13 protein-coding genes are annotated in these 17,178 nt (G+C 70.8%); 10 read left to right on the top strand and 3 right to left on the bottom strand.

What is annotated here, in order from left to right; translation table 11 throughout:
• Positions 1–6: 6 nt before the first annotated feature.
• Complete coding sequence (locus ACIQMR_RS16775) at positions 7–588, bottom strand: NADAR family protein (protein WP_401387107.1); 582 nt, start codon at positions 586–588, stop codon at positions 7–9.
• Between the two features lie 175 nt (positions 589–763).
• Here ACIQMR_RS16775 and ACIQMR_RS16770 point away from each other — a divergent pair, with 175 nt between their 5' ends.
• The 8 genes from ACIQMR_RS16770 to ACIQMR_RS16735 all read left to right on the top strand — a co-directional run bounded on the left by ACIQMR_RS16770 (position 764) and on the right by ACIQMR_RS16735 (position 10,618).
• On the top strand, positions 764–2,281 hold the full coding sequence (locus ACIQMR_RS16770; RefSeq protein WP_401387104.1) for a gamma-aminobutyraldehyde dehydrogenase: 1,518 nt from the start codon (positions 764–766) through the stop codon (positions 2,279–2,281).
• A 73-nt stretch (positions 2,282–2,354) separates the two neighbouring features.
• Entirely contained in the window at positions 2,355–3,605 is a 1,251-nt protein-coding gene (locus tag ACIQMR_RS16765; RefSeq protein ID WP_401387101.1) for a spermidine/putrescine ABC transporter substrate-binding protein, read from the top strand.
• A 45-nt stretch (positions 3,606–3,650) separates the two neighbouring features.
• Entirely contained in the window at positions 3,651–4,802 is a 1,152-nt protein-coding gene (locus tag ACIQMR_RS16760) for an ABC transporter ATP-binding protein (protein ID WP_401387098.1), read from the top strand.
• Positions 4,799–5,734 carry an ABC transporter permease gene (locus tag ACIQMR_RS16755; RefSeq protein WP_401387095.1) on the top strand — a complete coding sequence of 312 codons (936 nt, stop codon included), beginning with the start codon at positions 4,799–4,801 and terminating at the stop codon, positions 5,732–5,734. The genes ACIQMR_RS16760 and ACIQMR_RS16755 overlap by 4 nt, the downstream gene beginning before the upstream one ends.
• Positions 5,734–6,531 carry an ABC transporter permease gene (locus tag ACIQMR_RS16750; RefSeq protein ID WP_401387093.1) on the top strand — a complete coding sequence of 266 codons (798 nt, stop codon included), beginning with the start codon at positions 5,734–5,736 and terminating at the stop codon, positions 6,529–6,531. The genes ACIQMR_RS16755 and ACIQMR_RS16750 overlap by 1 nt, the downstream gene beginning before the upstream one ends.
• 20 nt (positions 6,532–6,551) lie before the next feature.
• Positions 6,552–7,967: an NAD(P)/FAD-dependent oxidoreductase gene (locus tag ACIQMR_RS16745; protein ID WP_401387090.1), complete on the top strand. Its 1,416-nt coding sequence runs from the start codon at positions 6,552–6,554 to the stop codon at positions 7,965–7,967.
• Positions 7,968–8,183: 216 nt separating this feature from the next.
• The gene (locus ACIQMR_RS16740) at positions 8,184–8,660 is read left to right on the top strand and encodes a hypothetical protein (RefSeq protein WP_401387087.1); all 477 of its coding nucleotides are present in this window, start codon (positions 8,184–8,186) and stop codon (positions 8,658–8,660) included.
• Positions 8,661–8,821: 161 nt separating this feature from the next.
• Positions 8,822–10,618: a chitinase gene (locus ACIQMR_RS16735; protein ID WP_401387084.1), complete on the top strand. Its 1,797-nt coding sequence runs from the start codon at positions 8,822–8,824 to the stop codon at positions 10,616–10,618.
• On the opposite strand, the gene ACIQMR_RS16730 is transcribed toward ACIQMR_RS16735, so the two are convergent.
• Together ACIQMR_RS16730 and gabT are read right to left on the bottom strand one after the other, a co-directional pair.
• Positions 10,557–11,369, bottom strand: coding sequence for a phosphatase PAP2 family protein (locus ACIQMR_RS16730; protein ID WP_401387081.1), 813 nt, complete (start codon positions 11,367–11,369; stop codon positions 10,557–10,559). The two genes, ACIQMR_RS16735 and ACIQMR_RS16730, sit on opposite strands and share 62 nt — an antisense overlap.
• Before the next feature lie 124 nt (positions 11,370–11,493).
• Positions 11,494–12,828, bottom strand: a complete 1,335-nt coding sequence (gabT, locus tag ACIQMR_RS16725) for a 4-aminobutyrate--2-oxoglutarate transaminase (protein ID WP_401387078.1) — start codon at positions 12,826–12,828, stop codon at positions 11,494–11,496.
• A gap of 317 nt (positions 12,829–13,145) precedes the next feature.
• Here gabT and ACIQMR_RS16720 point away from each other — a divergent pair, with 317 nt between their 5' ends.
• Positions 13,146–15,440 (top strand): ATP/GTP-binding protein, encoded by a 2,295-nt coding sequence (locus tag ACIQMR_RS16720; protein ID WP_401387075.1) that lies wholly within the window; start codon positions 13,146–13,148, stop codon positions 15,438–15,440.
• Between the two features lie 115 nt (positions 15,441–15,555).
• Positions 15,556–17,139: a PucR family transcriptional regulator gene (locus tag ACIQMR_RS16715; protein ID WP_401387072.1), complete on the top strand. Its 1,584-nt coding sequence runs from the start codon at positions 15,556–15,558 to the stop codon at positions 17,137–17,139.
• The last annotated feature ends 39 nt before the right edge of the window (positions 17,140–17,178 follow it).

Raw genomic sequence — 17,178 nt, 5'->3', positions numbered from 1 at the left:
GCGCTCTCAGGCGCCGGACGGCTCGGCACTCACCTGCCCGAGACACCGCCGCGCCTCCATCAGCGCGAAGCCCAGCAGATTCAGCCCGCGCCACCGCGCCGGGTCATGGGCCCGCTCGTCGTCGGCCGAGAGGCCGATGCCCCAGATCCGGTCCATCGGGCTCGCTTCCACCAGCACGCGGTCGCCCGTGGCCAGCAGAAACGTGCGCAGATCCGCATGCTGCGAGAACTTGTGCACACTGCCCTCGACGACGATCCCGAACCGCTCGCGCTCCCATATCTCGTCGCTGAAGCCGCGCACCAGCCGGCCGGCCTTCTTGGCGAGCGCCGGATTCGCCGCTTCCACGGCCTTGAGCTCCGCGTCCGGGTCACCGAAGACGCGGGCCTTCCCGGCCATCATCCAGTGCTCGGCCGTCGCATACTCGATTCCGTCCACCGTGAACGGCGACGGCCACCACTGGCTCAGACAGCCGGCACCGACGGCACCGTCGGGCCGCGGCCTGTGCCCCCAGAAATGCAGATACCTGACCCGCTCACCATTCTCGACCCGCTCGATCAGAGCCTCGGCCGATGCGTCGATCATCCCCATGCACGCGAGTCTGGCAGCCACCACTGACAGTTCGTACGGGGATGCTCGCCCCGACCCGACACATGGTCGACCGAATCCGTCGCGTAACCAAAAGGCAACTACGGAATCACTTGTTGACGAAGTTGGCCTCTGTCAGGATCGGCACTCACTTCGATCTGGAACAACGGAGAGCGTCATGGGCAACCGCTTCCAGGTGCAGGACCGTTTCAAGAACGGCGCACAGTACATCGACGGACAGGTGCGCCCCGGCACATCGGGACGTAACCACACGATCGTAGACCCCGCCACCGGGGAGCGGGTCCTCGAGTACGAGCTGGCCGGCCCCGACGACGTGGACGCCGCGGTCGCCGCGGCGCGCGACGCGTTCCCGGGCTGGGCGGGTGCCACACCGGGCGAACGCTCCGACGCCCTGCACCGCTTCGCGTCCGTACTCGCCGAGCAGGCCGAGGACTTCGCCCAGGCCGAGTCGCTGCAGTGCGGAAAGCCGATCAAGCTCACCCGGGAGTTCGACGTCCCCGGCACTGTCGACAACACCGCGTTCTTCGCCGGAGCCGCCCGCCATCTGCAGGGCCAGTCCGCGGGTGAGTACAGCGGGGACCACACCTCGTACGTACGCCGGGAGCCGATCGGCGTCGTCGGATCCATCGCGCCCTGGAACTATCCGCTCCAGATGGCCGCCTGGAAGGTCCTCCCGGCCATCGCCGCGGGCAACACCATCGTCCTCAAGCCCGCCGAGATCACCCCGCTGACCTCACTGTTGTTCGCCCAGGCGGCGACGGAGGCGGGTATCCCCGCCGGTGTCGTCAACGTCGTCACCGGCGCCGGCAAGGACGCGGGCGAGCACCTCGTCGGGCATCCGGACGTCGCCATGACCTCGTTCACCGGCTCGACCCCGGTCGGCAGGCGCGTCGCCGAGATCGCCACCGCCACCGTCAAGCGGCTGCACCTCGAACTCGGCGGCAAGGCCCCGTTCGTCGTCTTCGACGACGCCGATCTCGACGCCGCCGTGCAGGGCGCGGTCGCCGGCTCACTGATCAACACGGGCCAGGACTGCACCGCCGCCACCCGCGCCTACGTCCAGCGTCCGCTCTACGACGCCTTCGTCGCCGGGGTCGCCGACCTGATGGCGACCGTGCGGCTGGGCGACCCCTTCGACCCGTCCACCGACCTCGGTCCGCTGGTCTCGCACACCCAGCGCGACCGGGTCGCCGGCTTCGTCGACCGGGCCCGTTCGTACGCCACCGTCGTCACCGGCGGCAAGGCACCCGGCGGGGCCCTGGAGCGAGGCGCCTACTATCTGCCGACCCTGATCGCCGGCGCCGCACAGGACAGCGAGGTCGTCCAGTCCGAGATCTTCGGGCCCGTCCTGGTCGTCGTGCCCTTCGACTCCGACGACGAGGGCATCGCGCTCGCCAACGACACCCCGTACGGTCTCGCCGCCTCCGCCTGGAGCCGGGACGTCTACCGCGCGGGGCGCGCCACCCGTGAGATCAAGGCGGGCTGCGTGTGGGTCAACGACCACATCCCGATCATCAGCGAGATGCCTCACGGCGGCTACAAGGCGAGCGGGTTCGGAAAGGACATGTCGGCCTATTCCTTCGAGGAGTACACGCAGGTCAAGCATGTGATGTACGACAACACGGCGGTGGTCAGGAAGGACTGGCACCGCACGATCTTCGGGGACCGGCTGTGACGGCACACGGCTGAGGCCGCGTGACAGCCCACGTCCTGACCGACGGCGACCATCCCGAAAGGCAACACAGCGCATGAAGCAGTACCAGCCCGAACGCCTCTCGGAGGCTCAGCTGGCCGCTATGCGGCGCAGCATGACGAACGGCCGGGGTGCCCTCTCCCGCCGCTCCCTGCTGCGGGCGACCGGCATCGGCGCCCTCACCGTGGGCGGGGCGGCCGCGCTCGGCGCGTGCGGCATCCCGCCCGCCAAGCGGGAGGGCGAAGCGGCGGCGGCCTCCGACGACCGCTCGGCCCAGGAGAAGCAGATCAGCTTCTCCAACTGGACGCAGTACATCGACATCAGCGAGGACGAGAAGAGCCGTCCCTCGCTGGGCGCGTTCACCAAGCGCACCGGGATCCAGGTCAAGTACACCGAGGACATCAACGACAACGTCGAGTTCTTCGGCAAGATCCGGCCGCAGCTCGCCGCCGGCCAGGAGACCGGACGCGACCTCATATGCGTCACCGACTGGCTCGCCGCCCGCATCATCCGGCTCGGCTGGGCGCAGAAGCTGAACCCGTCCAACCTGCCGCACGCCTTCGCCAATCTCTCGCCCCAGTTCCGCAGCCCCGACTGGGACCCGGGCCGTGCGCACTCGTACCCCTGGACGGGTATCTCCACCGTCATCGCCTACAACTCCAAGGCGACCGGCGGCCGGAAGATCGAGAGCGTCTCCCAACTGCTGGAGGACCCCGCGCTCAAGGGCCGGGTCGCCTGTCTGTCCGAGATGCGCGACACCATCGGCATGACCCTGATCGACATGGGCAAGGACCCGGCCAAGGTCACCGACGACGACTTCAACGCGGCCGTCGCCAAGGTCCAGAATGCCGTCGACACCAAGCAGATCCGCCGTTTCACCGGCAACGACTACACCTCGGACCTGGACAAGGGCGATATCGCGGCCTGTCTGGCCTGGGCCGGTGACCTCGTGCAGCTGCGCGTCGACAACCCCGACATCCAGTTCGTCGTCCCCGACGCCGGCTACATGACCTCCAGCGACAACCTGCTGGTCCCGGCGAAGGCCAGGCACAAGACCAACGCCGAGAAGCTCATCGACTACTACTACGAGCTCCCGGTCGCGGCCCAGCTCGCCGCGTACATCAACTACGTCTGCCCGGTCGAGGGCGTCGGCCCCGAACTCGCGAAGATCGACCCGGCGCTCGCCAAGAACACGCTGATCCTCCCGGACAAGGCCATGGCCGCGAAGTCCCATGCCTTCCGCTCGCTCAGCAGCGAGGAAGAGACGGCGTACGAAGAGAAGTTCGCCAAGCTCATCGGCGCCTGATCCTTCCTGCTCCCCTGCTCCCCCTAGACCCTGGGACCGCGACCCATGACTGACAAGACAGCGGGCGGCGACGTCCGCCTCTCCGGGATCAGCAAGACGTACAGCTCGTTCACCGCGGTGCACCCGCTGGACCTGACCGTGCCCGAGGGCTCCTTCTTCGCCCTCCTCGGCGCCTCCGGCTGCGGCAAGACCACCACACTGCGGATGATCGCCGGACTGGAGGACCCCACCACCGGCACCGTCTTCCTCGGCGACAAGGACGTCACCGACCTGCCGCCGTACAAGCGCCCGGTCAACACCGTCTTCCAGAGCTACGCGCTCTTCCCGCACCTCACCATCTACGAGAACGTCGCCTTCGGCCTGCGCCGCCGCGGAGTGAAGTCCGTGAAGAAGCAGGTCGGCGAGATGCTCGACCTCGTCCAGCTCGGCGACTTCGCCCAGCGCAAGCCGCACCAGCTCTCCGGCGGCCAGCAGCAGCGCGTCGCCGTCGCCCGCGCGCTCATCAACCACCCGCAGGTTCTGCTGCTCGACGAGCCGCTCGGTGCCCTCGACCTCAAGCTGCGCCGCCAGATGCAGCTGGAGCTGAAGCGGATCCAGACCGAGGTCGGCATCACCTTCATCCATGTCACCCACGACCAGGAGGAGGCCATGACGATGGCCGACACGGTCGCGGTGATGAACGGCGGCCGCGTCGAGCAACTGGGCGCACCCGCCGAGCTCTACGAGAACCCGCAGACGACGTTCGTCGCCAACTTCCTCGGTACGTCGAACCTCATCGAGGCCGAGGTCGCCGAGGCCACCGCCACAGAGGTCGTCGTCACGGCCGCCGACGCCAAACTGCGGCTGCCCGCCGGACGCTGTGCCACACAGCCCCGCACCGGCGGCAAGCTGCTCGTCGGCGTCCGCCCGGAGAAGATCTCGCTGGCGCACGCCGACGACGCCGGTGACATAGCCGCGGGCCGCAACCGGTTCACGGGAAAGATCGCCGACTCCAGCTTCATCGGCGTCTCCACCCAGTTCGTCATCGACAGCCCCGTCTGCCCGGAGCTGGAGGTGTACGTCCAGAACATCGAGCGCGACGGCCGCTTCGTGCCCGGCGCCGAGGTCGTCCTGCACTGGAACCCGGAGCACACGTTCGGCCTCGACGCGGCTCAGGACATCGATGCCGGTGTGGAGACGGTGGAGGAGAGCGCATGACCGTCACCGAGGCACCTCCCGCCTCGCCCGCGCCGGCCGGCCCCGTGCCCCAGCTGCGCAAGCAGCCGGTGCGCCGCAAGCTGGTGCCGTACTGGCTGCTGCTGCCGGGCATCCTGTGGCTGCTGGTCTTCTTCGCGCTGCCGCTGGTCTACCAGGCCTCGACGTCCGTGCAGACCGGCTCGCTCGAGCAGGGCTTCCAGGTCACCTGGCACTTCCAGACCTACTGGGACGCGCTGAGCGAGTACTACCCGCAGTTCCTGCGGTCCGTGCTGTACGCCGGCACGGCCACCGTCCTGTGTCTGCTGCTCGGCTACCCACTCGCGTACCTCATCGCGTTCAGGGCGGGCCGCTGGCGCAATCTCCTGCTGGTGCTGGTCATCGCGCCCTTCTTCACCAGCTTCCTCATCCGCACGCTCGCCTGGAAGACGATCCTCGCGGACGGCGGACCGGTGGTGGACGTCCTGAACACCGTCGGCTTCCTCGACGTCACCAGCTGGCTCGGGATGACCGAGGGCAACCGGGTGCTGGCCACCCCGCTCGCGGTCGTGACCGGTCTGACGTACAACTTCCTGCCGTTCATGATCCTTCCGCTCTACACCTCGCTCGAGCGGATCGATCCCCGGCTCCACGAGGCGGCCGGTGATCTGTACGCGAAGCCGTCGACCGTCTTCCGCAGGGTGACGTTCCCGCTGTCGATGCCGGGCGTCGTGTCCGGAACGCTGCTGACCTTCATCCCGGCCAGCGGCGACTACGTCAACGCCGAACTGCTCGGCTCCACGGACACCCGGATGGTCGGCAACGTCATCCAGTCGCAGTTCCTGCGGGTGCTCGACTACCCGACCGCGGCCGCGCTGTCGTTCATTCTCATGGCGGTCGTGCTGATCATGGTGTCGGTCTACATCCGCCGGGCCGGGACGGAGGATCTCGTCTGATGCGCTGGATACGCCGCAACCTCGTGGTGATCGCGGGTCTGCTCACGCTCGCGTACCTGATCCTGCCGAACATCATCGTGATGGTGTTCTCCTTCAACAAGCCGGCCGGACGCTTCAACTACTCCTGGCGGGAGTTCTCCCTCGACGCCTGGAAGGACCCGTGCGGTGTCGCCGACATGTGCGACTCGCTCAGCCTGTCCCTCTGGATCGCGTTGTGGGCGACGGTCGGCGCCACCGTCCTCGGCTCGATGATCGCCTTCGCGCTGGTCCGCTACCGCTTCCGGGCGCGTGGCGCGATCAACTCGCTGATCTTCCTGCCGATGGCGATGCCCGAGGTCGTCATGGCCGCCTCGCTGCTGACGCTCTTCCTCAACCTCGGTGCGGAGCTGGGCGCGACGACCATCCTCATCGCCCACACCATGTTCTGCCTCAGTTTCGTCGTGGTGGCGGTCAAGGCGCGCGTGCTGTCGATGGACCCGAGACTGGAAGAGGCGGCGAAGGACCTCTACGCGGGGCCGGTGCAGACCTTCCTGCGGGTCACGCTGCCGATCGCGGCGCCCGGTATCGCCGCGGGCGCGATGCTCGCCTTCGCGCTCTCCTTCGACGACTTCATCATCACCAACTTCAACTCGGGGAGCACCGTCACCTTCCCCATGTTCGTGTGGGGCTCGGCCCAGCGCGGCACGCCCGTCCAGATCAACGTCATCGGTACGGCCATGTTCGCCATCGCCGTCATCGTCGTCGTCGCCGGTCAGGTCATCAGCAACCGGCGGAAGAAGACCGCAGCAGCCAAGTAGGCCCTGAAGGAGTGGAAACCATGGCCCCAGCAGCCATGACCTTTGCCTCATCACTCTCCGACGCCCAGCCCGTCGCCTTCTGGCTGGAAGACCCCGGCAAGCCCGCCGCGCTGCCCGCCCTCACCGGAGACGAGAAGACCGATCTGCTCGTCGTCGGCGGTGGATACAGCGGACTGTGGACCGCGCTCCTCGCCAAGGAGCGCGACCCCCAGCGGGATGTCGTACTGATCGAGGGCCGCGAGGTGGGCTGGGCCGCCTCGGGCCGAAACGGCGGCTTCTGCGCCGCGTCGCTCACCCATGGACTCGGCAACGGCCTCGCCCGCTGGCCCGACGACATGGCCAGGCTGGAGGAGCTCGGCGCGCGCAACCTCGACGCCATCGAGGCCGCCGTCGCCGCGTACGGAATCGACTGCGACTTCGAGCGCACCGGTGAGATCGACGTGGCCACCGAGCCCCATCAGCTCGAAGAACTCCATGAGATGTACGAGGAGGCCGGCCGCCTCGGCTTCACCGAAGGCATGGAGCTGCTCGACGGGGACGCGGTCCGGGCGCAGGTCGACTCGCCGACCTTCCTCGGCGGGCTGTGGGACCGCGACGGCGTCGCCATGCTGCATCCGGCCAAGCTGGCCTGGGGCCTCAAGCAGGCCTGTGTCGACCTCGGTGTACGGATCTACGAGAACACCCGCGCGCTCGAACTGGCCTCGTCCGGCGCCGGGGCGGCCGTGCGCACCGCCTACGGCCGGGTCCACGCCCGCCGTGTGGCGCTCGGTACGAACGTCTTCCCGTCGCTGGTCAAGCGGGTGCGTCCGTACACGGTCCCGGTGTACGACTACGCGCTGATGACCGAGCCGCTGTCGCCCGCGCAGCTGGAGTCCATCGGCTGGCGCAACCGCCAGGGGCTCGGCGACAGCGCCAACCAGTTCCACTACTTCCGGATCACCGCCGACCACCGCATCCTGTGGGGCGGCTACGACGCGATCTATCCGTTCGGCGGGAAGGTCACCGCCGAGATGGACCACCGCCCGGAGACCTATCTGAAGCTGGCGGGCCAGTTCTTCGCGTGCTTCCCACAGCTGGAGGGCCTGTGCTTCAGCCACGCATGGGGCGGCGCGATCGACACCTGCTCGCGCTTCTCCGCCTTCTTCGGCACGGCGCACGGCGGGAAGGTCGCGTATGCCGCCGGGTACACCGGACTCGGTGTCGGCGCGACGCGCTTCGGCGCGGAGGTCATGCTCGATCTGCTCGCCGGTGAGCGGACCGAACGCACCGAACTGGAGATGGTCCGCAAGAAGCCGCTGCCGTTCCCGCCGGAACCGGTGGCATGGGCCGGGATCGGCATCACCAAGTGGTCGCTGGCCCGGGCCGACGCCCAGGGCGGCCGGCGCAACCTGTGGCTGAAGGCGATGGACCGTCTCGGACTCGGCTTCGACAGCTGAGTCCCGCTCCGCCTGCTCGGCGGCCGTGCGCCAGGGGCGTGCGGCCGCCGTTCGGCGTTCGTCCGCGGCGTTCGTCCGCCGGTCCTCTCCGGCCTTGCGCACCTCTTCCTCCAACCGGCACCCGGAACCCGCGTCATAGTGCGGCCCGGCCTCGCTCTCCTCCTGTGTACGTCGCGCCCGCGTACACGACACCGCACGGAACGGAGGCTGTTGGAGATGACCGGCTCAGGGGGCCCGGAAGCCAGGACCGCGGTGGAATGGCTGGTGGCGGCGGCGCCGGACCCCGGCGCCTGCCGCAGGGAGTGGGAGCGCAACCCCCGGGAGTTCACGCTGCTTCCGGCCGGCAGGCTCTGGGACGTGATCGTGCTGCCGGGCGACATCGGCTGCCCGACGCTGGACGTACTGACCCGGCTCGTCGACCGGCCGGGTCCGGTGCTCGCCGACCTCGGGAACGCCCGGGTGGGCTTCTTCGTGCCGCCGGGGACGTCGGAGCGCTGGGTGGGGACGGACATGCGGGGCGTGGGTGCCGGCACCTGGATCGTCGTGCCGTACCCGGGCCGTTCCACCGGAGGTGTGCGCTGGCTGATCCTGCCGGACGGCGCGGGCACGCTCACCGACCCCTCGCTGCTGGAGCTGTCCATGCACGAGGCGGTGGCTTCGATGGCCGGGGGCGAGGACCAGGGGGGCCGGTGAGACGGCCGGGGGCGAGGACCAGGGGGGCCGGTGAGACGGCCGGGGGCGAGGACCAGGGGGGCCGGTGAGACGGCCGGGGCTGCCACAGGTCTTGACAACCGGATTGGTCTGGACCATGTTGTGCGCGCTCCACTCGGAACACCCCCACCCCGGAGGCAGTTGTGGACCGCACCAGACCCCTCGCCGTCGTCGTGGCGGCCGCGCTCGCCGCGGGCGGGCTCGTCGCCTCGGCCCAGAGTGCGCAGGCCGCCGACGCCGAGCTCGCGCGCAACGGCGGCTTCGAATCCGGCCTGGACGGCTGGAGTTGTACGGCGGGCAGCGGCGCCGCCGTCTCCTCGCCGGTGCACGGCGGCAGCAAGGCGCTGCAGGCGACCCCGGCCGGCAGCGACAACGCCAGGTGCTCGCAGACGATCGCGGTACAGCCCGACTCCGCGTACACGCTCAGCGGTTGGGTGCGCGGCGCCTACGCCTACCTCGGCGCCTCCGGCACCGGCACGACCGACGTCTCCACCTGGACGCAGTCGGCGCCGGACTGGCAGAAGCTGACGACGACGTTCCGTACCGGCGCCGCCACCACCTCCGTGACGATCTACACCCATGGCTGGTACGGCACCGGCGCCTACCAGGCCGACGATCTCTCCCTGTTCGGCCCGGGCGGCGCCCCGGTCCAGATACCCGCCGCACCCGGTGGTCTGACCGCGGGCACGCCGACGTCCTCCACCGTGCCGCTGTCCTGGTCGTCCGTGTCCGGGGCGACGGGCTACAACGTCTACCGGGGCGGCACCAAAATCCTCTCGGTCAGCGGGACTTCGGCCACCGTGACCGGACTCGCCGCGGCCACCTCCCACAGCTTCCAGGTCACCGCGACCAACAGCGCGGGGGAGTCCCCGAAGTCGTCCGCCGTCACGGCCACCACGACGAGCGGAGGCGGCCCCGGTCCCGGCCTGCCCGCCCACGCCCTCGTCGGCTACCTGCACGCGAGCTTCGCCAACGGCTCCGGCTACACCCGCATGGCCGACGTCCCCGACTCCTGGGACGTCATCAACCTCGCCTTCGGCGAGCCGACCTCGGTGACCTCCGGCGACATCCGCTTCAGCCTCTGCCCGGCGAGCGAGTGCCCGAACGTCGAGTCCGCCGCCGACTTCAAGGCCGCCATCAAGGCCAAGCAGGCCGCGGGCAAGAAGGTCCTGATCTCCATCGGCGGCCAGAACGGCCAGGTGCAGCTCTCGACCACGGCCGCCCGGGACACCTTCGTCTCGTCGGTGTCGAGGATCATCGACGAGTACGGGCTCGACGGCCTCGACATCGACTTCGAGGGCCACTCGCTGTCGCTCAACACCGGCGACACCGACTTCCGCAGCCCGACCTCGCCGGTGATCGTCAATCTGATCTCGGCGATCAAGTCGCTCAAGGCCAGGTACGGCAGCGACTTCGTGCTGACGATGGCTCCCGAGACCTTCTTCGTGCAGCTCGGCTACCAGTTCTACGGCTCGGGCCCGTTCGGTGGTCAGGACCCGCGGGCCGGCGCCTACCTCCCGGTCATCCACGCCCTGCGCGACGACCTCACCCTGCTCCACGTCCAGCACTACAACTCGGGACCGATCATGGGCCTCGACAACCAGTACCACACCATGGGGAACGCGGACTTCCACATCTCCATGACCGACATGCTGCTCACGGGCTTCCCCGTCGCGGGCAACCCCGACCGGATCTTCCCCGCCCTGCGCCCCGATCAGGTGGCCATCGGCCTGCCGGCCACGACCACCGCAGGCAACGGCCACACACCGCCCGCCGAGGTCGACAAGGCGCTGGACTGCCTGACTAGGAAGGCCAACTGCGGCTCGTACCAGACCCACGGCACCTGGCCCGCGCTGCGCGGACTGATGACCTGGTCGATCAACTGGGACCGGTTCGGCGGCTGGGAGTTCTCCCGGAACTTCGACGCGTACACATGGTGACCAGCACCAGCAGAACGGCGCACAGGCACCAGCTGCCCAGGACGTCCAGCGGCCAGTGGTAGCCGCGCAGCACGAGGCCGATGCCCGTCGCCGCCGTCAGGAGGGCGGCGACGGGCATCAGCCACCTGCCGATCAGCAGCGCCGCCCCGACGTAGGCGACCATCGCGGTCGCCGCGTGTCCCGACGGGTAGTAGCCGGTCTCGGCCGTCAGGGGACCCGGTCGGTCCGTCAGCGCCTTCAAGGGGGCGACCATCGCGGGGACGAGGGCGATGGCGAGAACGGCGGCCAGGGCCTGGGTGCGGCGGCGCCGGTACAGCGCGCACGCGACGGCCGCGCCGAGCACCGGAAGGGCGACCTGCATGTTGCCGAGGTCGGCGAGGAACTCGGTGAGCCCCGTCGGCCCCTCGCCCACGACCGCGCGACCGCCGCGCTCGTCGAGCGCGCGCAGCGGTCCGTGGTCCACGACCTGCCAGGTGATCACCGCGAAGAGGACGGCGCACAGTGCCGCGGAGAAAGCCGCGAGAAGGAAAGGAGTCGGCCGCCCCGGAACAGGGGGGGTGGTTCCGGAGCGGCCGCCAGGACCGGTTTGCCGCGCGCCCCGGGGGGTTTGGGGCGGGCGGCCATCCGATCGGTGAGGAGTTCCGGAGCCGGAGGCCCCGGTGGTGTGCGCGAGGGCACGACCAGGGCGGAGCTGGGGAGGCCACGTCCTGGAGTCGCCCGCAGTCTCCTGCGAGCGGGGTGTTTCTCTCATCTGCGGAAACCGTACGACAGCAGGTGGGGGGACCGACAGCCGGAATGCCATCCCGCCATTGGCCCCCCACACGTTCTTCACAGAGAGCGCGCGATTACGGGCGGTTACCCACCGCGCGCCGGGGTCACACGCTCGCGAGCGCCGTCTCGATGACGTCCAGGCCCTCGTTGAGCAGGTCCTCGCCGATCACCAGCGGAGGCAGGAAACGGAGCACATTGCCGTACGTGCCGCAGGTGAGGACGAGGACGCCCTCGGCGTGGCACGCCTTGGCGAGCGCGCCGGCGGCCTCCGCGTTCGGCTCCTTGGTGGCGCGGTCCTTGACCAGCTCGATCGCGATCATGGCGCCGCGGCCGCGGATGTCGCCGATGATGTCGAACTTCTCCGCCATCGCGGTCAGACGGCCCTTCATGACCTCCTCGATGCGCTTGGCCTTGCCGTTGAGGTCCTGCTCGCGCATCGTCTCGATGGCGCCGAGCGCGCCGGCGCACGCCACGGGGTTGCCGCCGTAGGTGCCGCCCAGGCCGCCCGCGTGCGGGGCGTCCATGATCTCGGCGCGGCCGGTGACGGCGGCGAGCGGCAGACCGCCGGCGATGCCCTTGGCCGTGGTGATCAGGTCCGGGACGATGCCCTCGTCCTCACAGGCGAACCACTGGCCGGTGCGGCAGAAGCCGGACTGGATCTCGTCCGCGACGAAGACGATGCCGTTGTCGTTGGCGAACTTCACGATCGCCGGGAGGAAGCCCTTGGCCGGCTCGATGAAGCCGCCCTCGCCGAGGACCGGCTCGATGATGATCGCGGCGACGTTCTCCGGGCCGATCTGCTTGGTGATCTGGTCGATGGCCTGGGCGGCGGCCTCGGGGCCGCAGTTCTCCGGGCCGGTCGGCCAGCGGTAGCCGTAGGCGACCGGGACGCGGTAGACCTCGGGGGCGAACGGACCGAAGCCGTGCTTGTACGGCATGTTCTTGGCGGTCAGGGCCATGGTGAGGTTGGTGCGGCCGTGGTAGCCGTGGTCGAAGACGACGACGGCCTGGCGCTTGGTGTACGCACGGGCGATCTTGACGGCGTTCTCGACGGCCTCGGCGCCGGAGTTGAACAGCGCCGACTTCTTGGCGTGGTCGCCCGGGGTCAGCTCGGCGAGCGCCTCACAGACCTCCACGTAGCCCTCGTACGGCGTGACCATGAAGCAGGTGTGGGTGAAGTTCTCCAGCTGCGCGGAGGCGCGGCGTACGACGGCCTCGGCGGAGGCACCCACGGAGGTCACGGCGATACCGGAACCGAAGTCGATCAGCCGGTTGCCGTCGATGTCCTCCACGATGCCGCCACCGGCTCGTGCGGTGAAGACCGGCAGGACGGAGCCCACGCCGCCCGCGACCGCGTTCAGGCGGCGGGCCTGCAGCTCCTGCGACTTGGGGCCGGGGATGGCGGTGACGACGCGGCGCTCCTGCGGAATGGCGCTCATGAGGGCTCCTGGGGGTGTCTTGCGGACTTTCGGACGCACTTCTGCTTTCTTCGCAGGCTAGGTCCGGGTCGGGGGGTCCGGCATGCTCCGTTCGGTAGTGGTGGGAGCGTGTCGTTGTCCGTCTCGGACATAGAGCGGGTGCGGGCCCCGCAGGCAGGCGGCGGGGCGTGGCGTCCGGTCCCGCCGTCGCGGCGGACACCGGTGACCGGCTCGCGATGGCGTACTCGCGACGCGGGAACGCTGAACTCCCCGCTGCCTGCCACTAGATTGACGGTTGCACGGACGCGCGGTCCTGGCTGGTCAAGGGGCAGGGGTTGATGGAGACCGAAGGCACGTACGACGCACGCGGCCCGCGAACGGGCGGCGCCCACCCCGTCCCCCGCCCGGCGGGCCCACCCCCGGTGCCACCCGCCGTCCCCCCGGCCCCCGCACACGCCCCGGCACCCACCACCGGCGCCTCCGTCGCCGACTGGCTGCGCATCCCGCGCCCCGAGGCCGAACCGGGCGTCTGGCGCCTGGGGCACCGGGCGCGGCCCAGCGAGGAACCCGACGCGGTGCCCGCCCGCCAGCTCTTCAGCGGCGCCGCCATCGCCTTCCTGTGCGGCTGGCTCCTCTGGTCCCTGCTGTGGCACCGGTACCTCGAGGGGTGGTGGATCTTCGTCGACAAGTGGTGGTTGCTGCCCATGCGGGTGCTGGTGCCCGACGACTGGGCGAACCCCGCGGACTCCCACTACGGGCTCTTCGTCACGGTGGCCTACCTCTACTACGGCCTCGTGCTGGGCCTGCTGGCCGTCGGTATGGGCCGGGTCGGCAACTGGAGCGAGGTCTGGCACCGCTACGGCGTGCCGCTGTGGCCCCTGTTCGTGCTGCTCCCCGGCGTGTGGCGGGAGATCCCTCGCACCGTCTGGTGGCTCGCGCTGTTCTCGAACGTCTACTACGTCCTTCTGGCGGCCGCGGTCGTCGCGGTCCTCGGCAGGGCGGGCACCTGGCCGGTGTTCGCCCGGCGCAGGTCGGCCGAGCCCACCGCCCAGGAGTCGCAGGAACCCCGGACCGACCCCGCCGAGTGGACCGAGCTGCGGGTCGCGGGGCTGGACGAGGCGGCCCGTACGCTCGCCGACGCGACGCGGAAGGGCACGCTCGGGGACGTCGACTACGCGCGGATCCGGCGGGCCTGGCAGGGGGTGCGGACGCGGCCGGAGCGGCTGCCCGCGTTCACCGATGCGGTACGGGCCGACGGGGCCGCCGCGTGCGGGCACCCCTCCGGGAAGCGGGACCTGCCGGTGCGTACCGCCGTGCACGACCTGGTCACCGGGCAGGTCAGGATCGGCGCCGCGGCCGACCACCCCCGCAACCCCTACGCCCGCCGCACCACCGGCGTCGCCCTGGAACCCGCGCTCCTCGGCACCTCGCTGCTCGCCGTCGGCCCCTCCGGGTCGGGGAAGACCGTGCGGCTCGTACGGCCCGTCGTGGAGGCGATGTGCCTGCAGGCGCTCGCGAACCGGGCCGCCGTCGTCGCCGTCACCGCGCACGGCACGGCCCTCGCTCCCGACGGCGCGTTCGACCTGGTCATCGCCCCCGGCCGGCCGGAGTCGACCCACGACCTCGATCTGTACGGCGGCAGCGACGACCCCGACGAGGCCGCCCGCGTCCTCGCCGAGGCGCTCGTCGGCGATCTGGCGACCGACAGCCGCCGGGCCGCCACCGCGCTCGCGCAGCTCATCGGGCCCTACCGAAGCGTCCACGGTCACTTCCCTGCCGTACCGGAGCTGCGCGACCTCGTCTGTGGCGTGCCCGCGGCGCTGGGGGAGCTGCGTACCGTCCTGGAGGCCGGGGGCGAGGCGTCACAGCTCCGCGAACTCGACGCGCGCGTACGGCAGTCGGAGCGCGCCGACGACGTCGGTGTGCTGCTCGCCGAGCGGATCGCGTTCCTCGACCGGCCCGCCTTCGCGCAGTTCTTCCGCACCGACGGCGAGGGCCGGCAGTTCTCGCTGCGGGCCATCGAGCACCCGCTGCGGGTCCGCGTCGATCTTCCCGAACGGGGCCATTCGGAGGCCTCCCGCATCATCGCCCGGCTCCTCCTCGCCCAGTTCACCGAGGCCGCGCTCGCCCGTACCGACCGTTCGCTGTTCGCCTGCCTGGTCCTCGACGACGCCACGTCCACGGTCACCGCCGACTCGGTCAGGGCCGTGCAGCGACTGCGTTCCGCGCACGCCGGTGTCGTCCTCGCGCTGCGCACCCTGGAGGACGTGCCCGAGCCGCTGCGCGGGCCGCTGCTGGGCGCGGTCGGCTGCCGGATGGCGTTCGCGGGGCTCGCGCCCTGGGACGGCGGACGGTTCGCCGAGACCTGGGGCACCGAGTGGGTGCAGACCAGGGACGTCACCAACCGGCAGATCATCTCCGACGAGCCCCTGACCAAGGCGCTCCACTTCATGCGACGGCTGGTGACCGGCAAGGCCGCCACCGCCGAGGCGGTGACGGTCCGCGAGGTCGAGCGGGAGCGCTGGTCGGCGTCCGAGCTGGCGCACTCCGTGCCCGCCGGGCACGCCGTACTGTCCCTCGCCTCGGTACGCGGGGACCACGCACCGCCGCTGCTGGTGGATCTGCGGACCTGACCCGGGCAACCGTACGCAGTGGCAGAATCGAGGTACGCCGTTCATACGGGACGGCGAAAAGGCCCAGCAGCGCACGCCCACCCCTCCCGTCCCTCTGCCGAAAGTCCGCGGTCCCATGCCGGTCACCCTCGCCTCCCTCGTCCAGCACTCCGCGCTCAAGCTGACCGTGCGCGCGGGGGAGGACCGGCTGGGGACCCCCGTGCGCTGGGCGCACGCCAGTGAGCTGGCCGACCCCGTGCCGTACATGGAGGGCGGCGAACTGCTCCTCGTCACCGCCATGACGCTGGACGCCGCCGACCGCGAGGCGATGCGCCGCTACGTACGGCGTCTGGCGGGCGCGGGCGTCGTCGGGCTCGGCTTCGCCGTCGGCGTCAACTACGAGGACATCCCCGACGCGCTGCTGGAGGCCGCCGAGGCCGAGGACTTCCCCCTCCTCGAAGTACCGCGCCGCACTCCCTTCCTCGCCATCAGCAAGGCCGTCTCGGCGGCCATCGCCGCCGACCAGTACCGCGCCGTCACGGCGGGCTTCGAGGCCCAGCGGGAGCTGACGCGCGCCGCGCTCTCCGACGGCCCGGCCGCCCTGCTGGCCAAGCTCGCCGCCCATGTGGACGGCTGGGCCGCGCTGTACGACGCGTCCGGAGCCGTCGTCGCCGCCGCTCCCGACTGGGCCACCCGCCGCGCGGCCCGGCTCACCGGTGACGTGGAGCGGCTGCGTGAGCGGCCCGCGCCCGCCAGTGCCGTCGTCGGCGGCACGGACGACCGCGTCGAACTGCAGTCGCTGGGTACGGGACGACGGGTCCGCGGCGCCCTCGCGGTCGGTACCGCCGCGCCGCTCGGCACGGCCGAACGGTACGCCGTGCACTCCGCCGTGGCGCTGCTGACGCTGACGACGGAACGCTCCCGCTCGCTGCAGGCCGCCGAACAGCGGCTCGGCGCCGCGGTGCTCCGGATGATGCTGTCCGGGCAGCACGACCACGCCAGGGCGGTCGCCGGGGATCTGTACGCGGGCCTGCTGGACGCACCGTTCCGGCTGCTGATCGCCGAGCCGGTGGGCGAACCCGACCCGGCGGCCGAGCATCCCGTGCACGCGTTCGCCGAGTTCCTGGAGTCCGCCGCGTCCCGGGCGGGGGAGCCGGTGCTCACCGTCTCCGAGCACGACGGACGGCTCGTCGTCCTGGCCGCGGACGGCGGAGCGGTCGCCCTCGCCTGCGAGCCGTACACGGAGCGCGAGGCCGAGGAGGCGCAAGTCGCCGTCGGCATGTCCGCCCCGACCGGACCGATCGCGGCCGCGGGCGCCTACAAGCAGGCGGAACAGGCCCTCTCGGTCGCCCGCCGGCGGGGCCGTGCCCTCGTCGAGCACGAGGAACTCGCGGCCGGGTCCGTGCTGCCGCTCCTCGCCGACGATGCCGTGCGTGCCTTCGCCGACGGCATGCTGCGCGCCCTGTACGAGCACGACGCGACCGGCCGCGGCGATCTCGTCGCCTCCCTGCGCGCCTGGCTCTCCCGCCACGGACAGTGGGACGCGGCAGCCGCCGATCTCGGCGTCCACCGTCACACCCTGCGCTATCGCATGCGCCGCGTGGAGGAGATCCTCGGCCGCTCCCTGGACGACCCGGACGTCCGCATGGAGCTGTGGCTCGCCCTCAAGGCGACGGAGAACGCCACCATGGGTCCGGCCCCGGACCCGGCCCCCGAGTGAGGAAATCCCGTTCGGCTGCCCGAACTCGGGCAGAAAACA

The sequence above is a fragment of the Streptomyces sp. NPDC091376 genome, from assembly GCF_044757085.1.
GTDB lineage: Bacteria > Actinomycetota > Actinomycetes > Streptomycetales > Streptomycetaceae > Streptomyces > Streptomyces pratisoli.
This window is presented reverse-complemented; position numbering and strand designations above follow the sequence as displayed.

What these genes read in the sequence shown, in the direction of transcription:
- ACIQMR_RS16775 (WP_401387107.1), bottom strand. Translation starts at nt 588, where the DNA reads ATGGGGATGATCGACGCATCGGCCGAGGCTCTGATCGAGCGGGTCGAG.
- ACIQMR_RS16770 (WP_401387104.1), top strand. Translation starts at nt 764, where the DNA reads ATGGGCAACCGCTTCCAGGTGCAGGACCGTTTCAAGAACGGCGCACAG.
- ACIQMR_RS16765 (WP_401387101.1), top strand. Translation starts at nt 2,355, where the DNA reads ATGAAGCAGTACCAGCCCGAACGCCTCTCGGAGGCTCAGCTGGCCGCT.
- ACIQMR_RS16760 (WP_401387098.1), top strand. Translation starts at nt 3,651, where the DNA reads ATGACTGACAAGACAGCGGGCGGCGACGTCCGCCTCTCCGGGATCAGC.
- ACIQMR_RS16755 (WP_401387095.1), top strand. Translation starts at nt 4,799, where the DNA reads ATGACCGTCACCGAGGCACCTCCCGCCTCGCCCGCGCCGGCCGGCCCC.
- ACIQMR_RS16750 (WP_401387093.1), top strand. Translation starts at nt 5,734, where the DNA reads ATGCGCTGGATACGCCGCAACCTCGTGGTGATCGCGGGTCTGCTCACG.
- ACIQMR_RS16745 (WP_401387090.1), top strand. Translation starts at nt 6,552, where the DNA reads ATGGCCCCAGCAGCCATGACCTTTGCCTCATCACTCTCCGACGCCCAG.
- ACIQMR_RS16740 (WP_401387087.1), top strand. Translation starts at nt 8,184, where the DNA reads ATGACCGGCTCAGGGGGCCCGGAAGCCAGGACCGCGGTGGAATGGCTG.
- ACIQMR_RS16730 (WP_401387081.1), bottom strand. Translation starts at nt 11,369, where the DNA reads ATGAGAGAAACACCCCGCTCGCAGGAGACTGCGGGCGACTCCAGGACG.
- gabT (WP_401387078.1), bottom strand. Translation starts at nt 12,828, where the DNA reads ATGAGCGCCATTCCGCAGGAGCGCCGCGTCGTCACCGCCATCCCCGGC.
- ACIQMR_RS16720 (WP_401387075.1), top strand. Translation starts at nt 13,146, where the DNA reads ATGGAGACCGAAGGCACGTACGACGCACGCGGCCCGCGAACGGGCGGC.
- ACIQMR_RS16715 (WP_401387072.1), top strand. Translation starts at nt 15,556, where the DNA reads ATGCCGGTCACCCTCGCCTCCCTCGTCCAGCACTCCGCGCTCAAGCTG.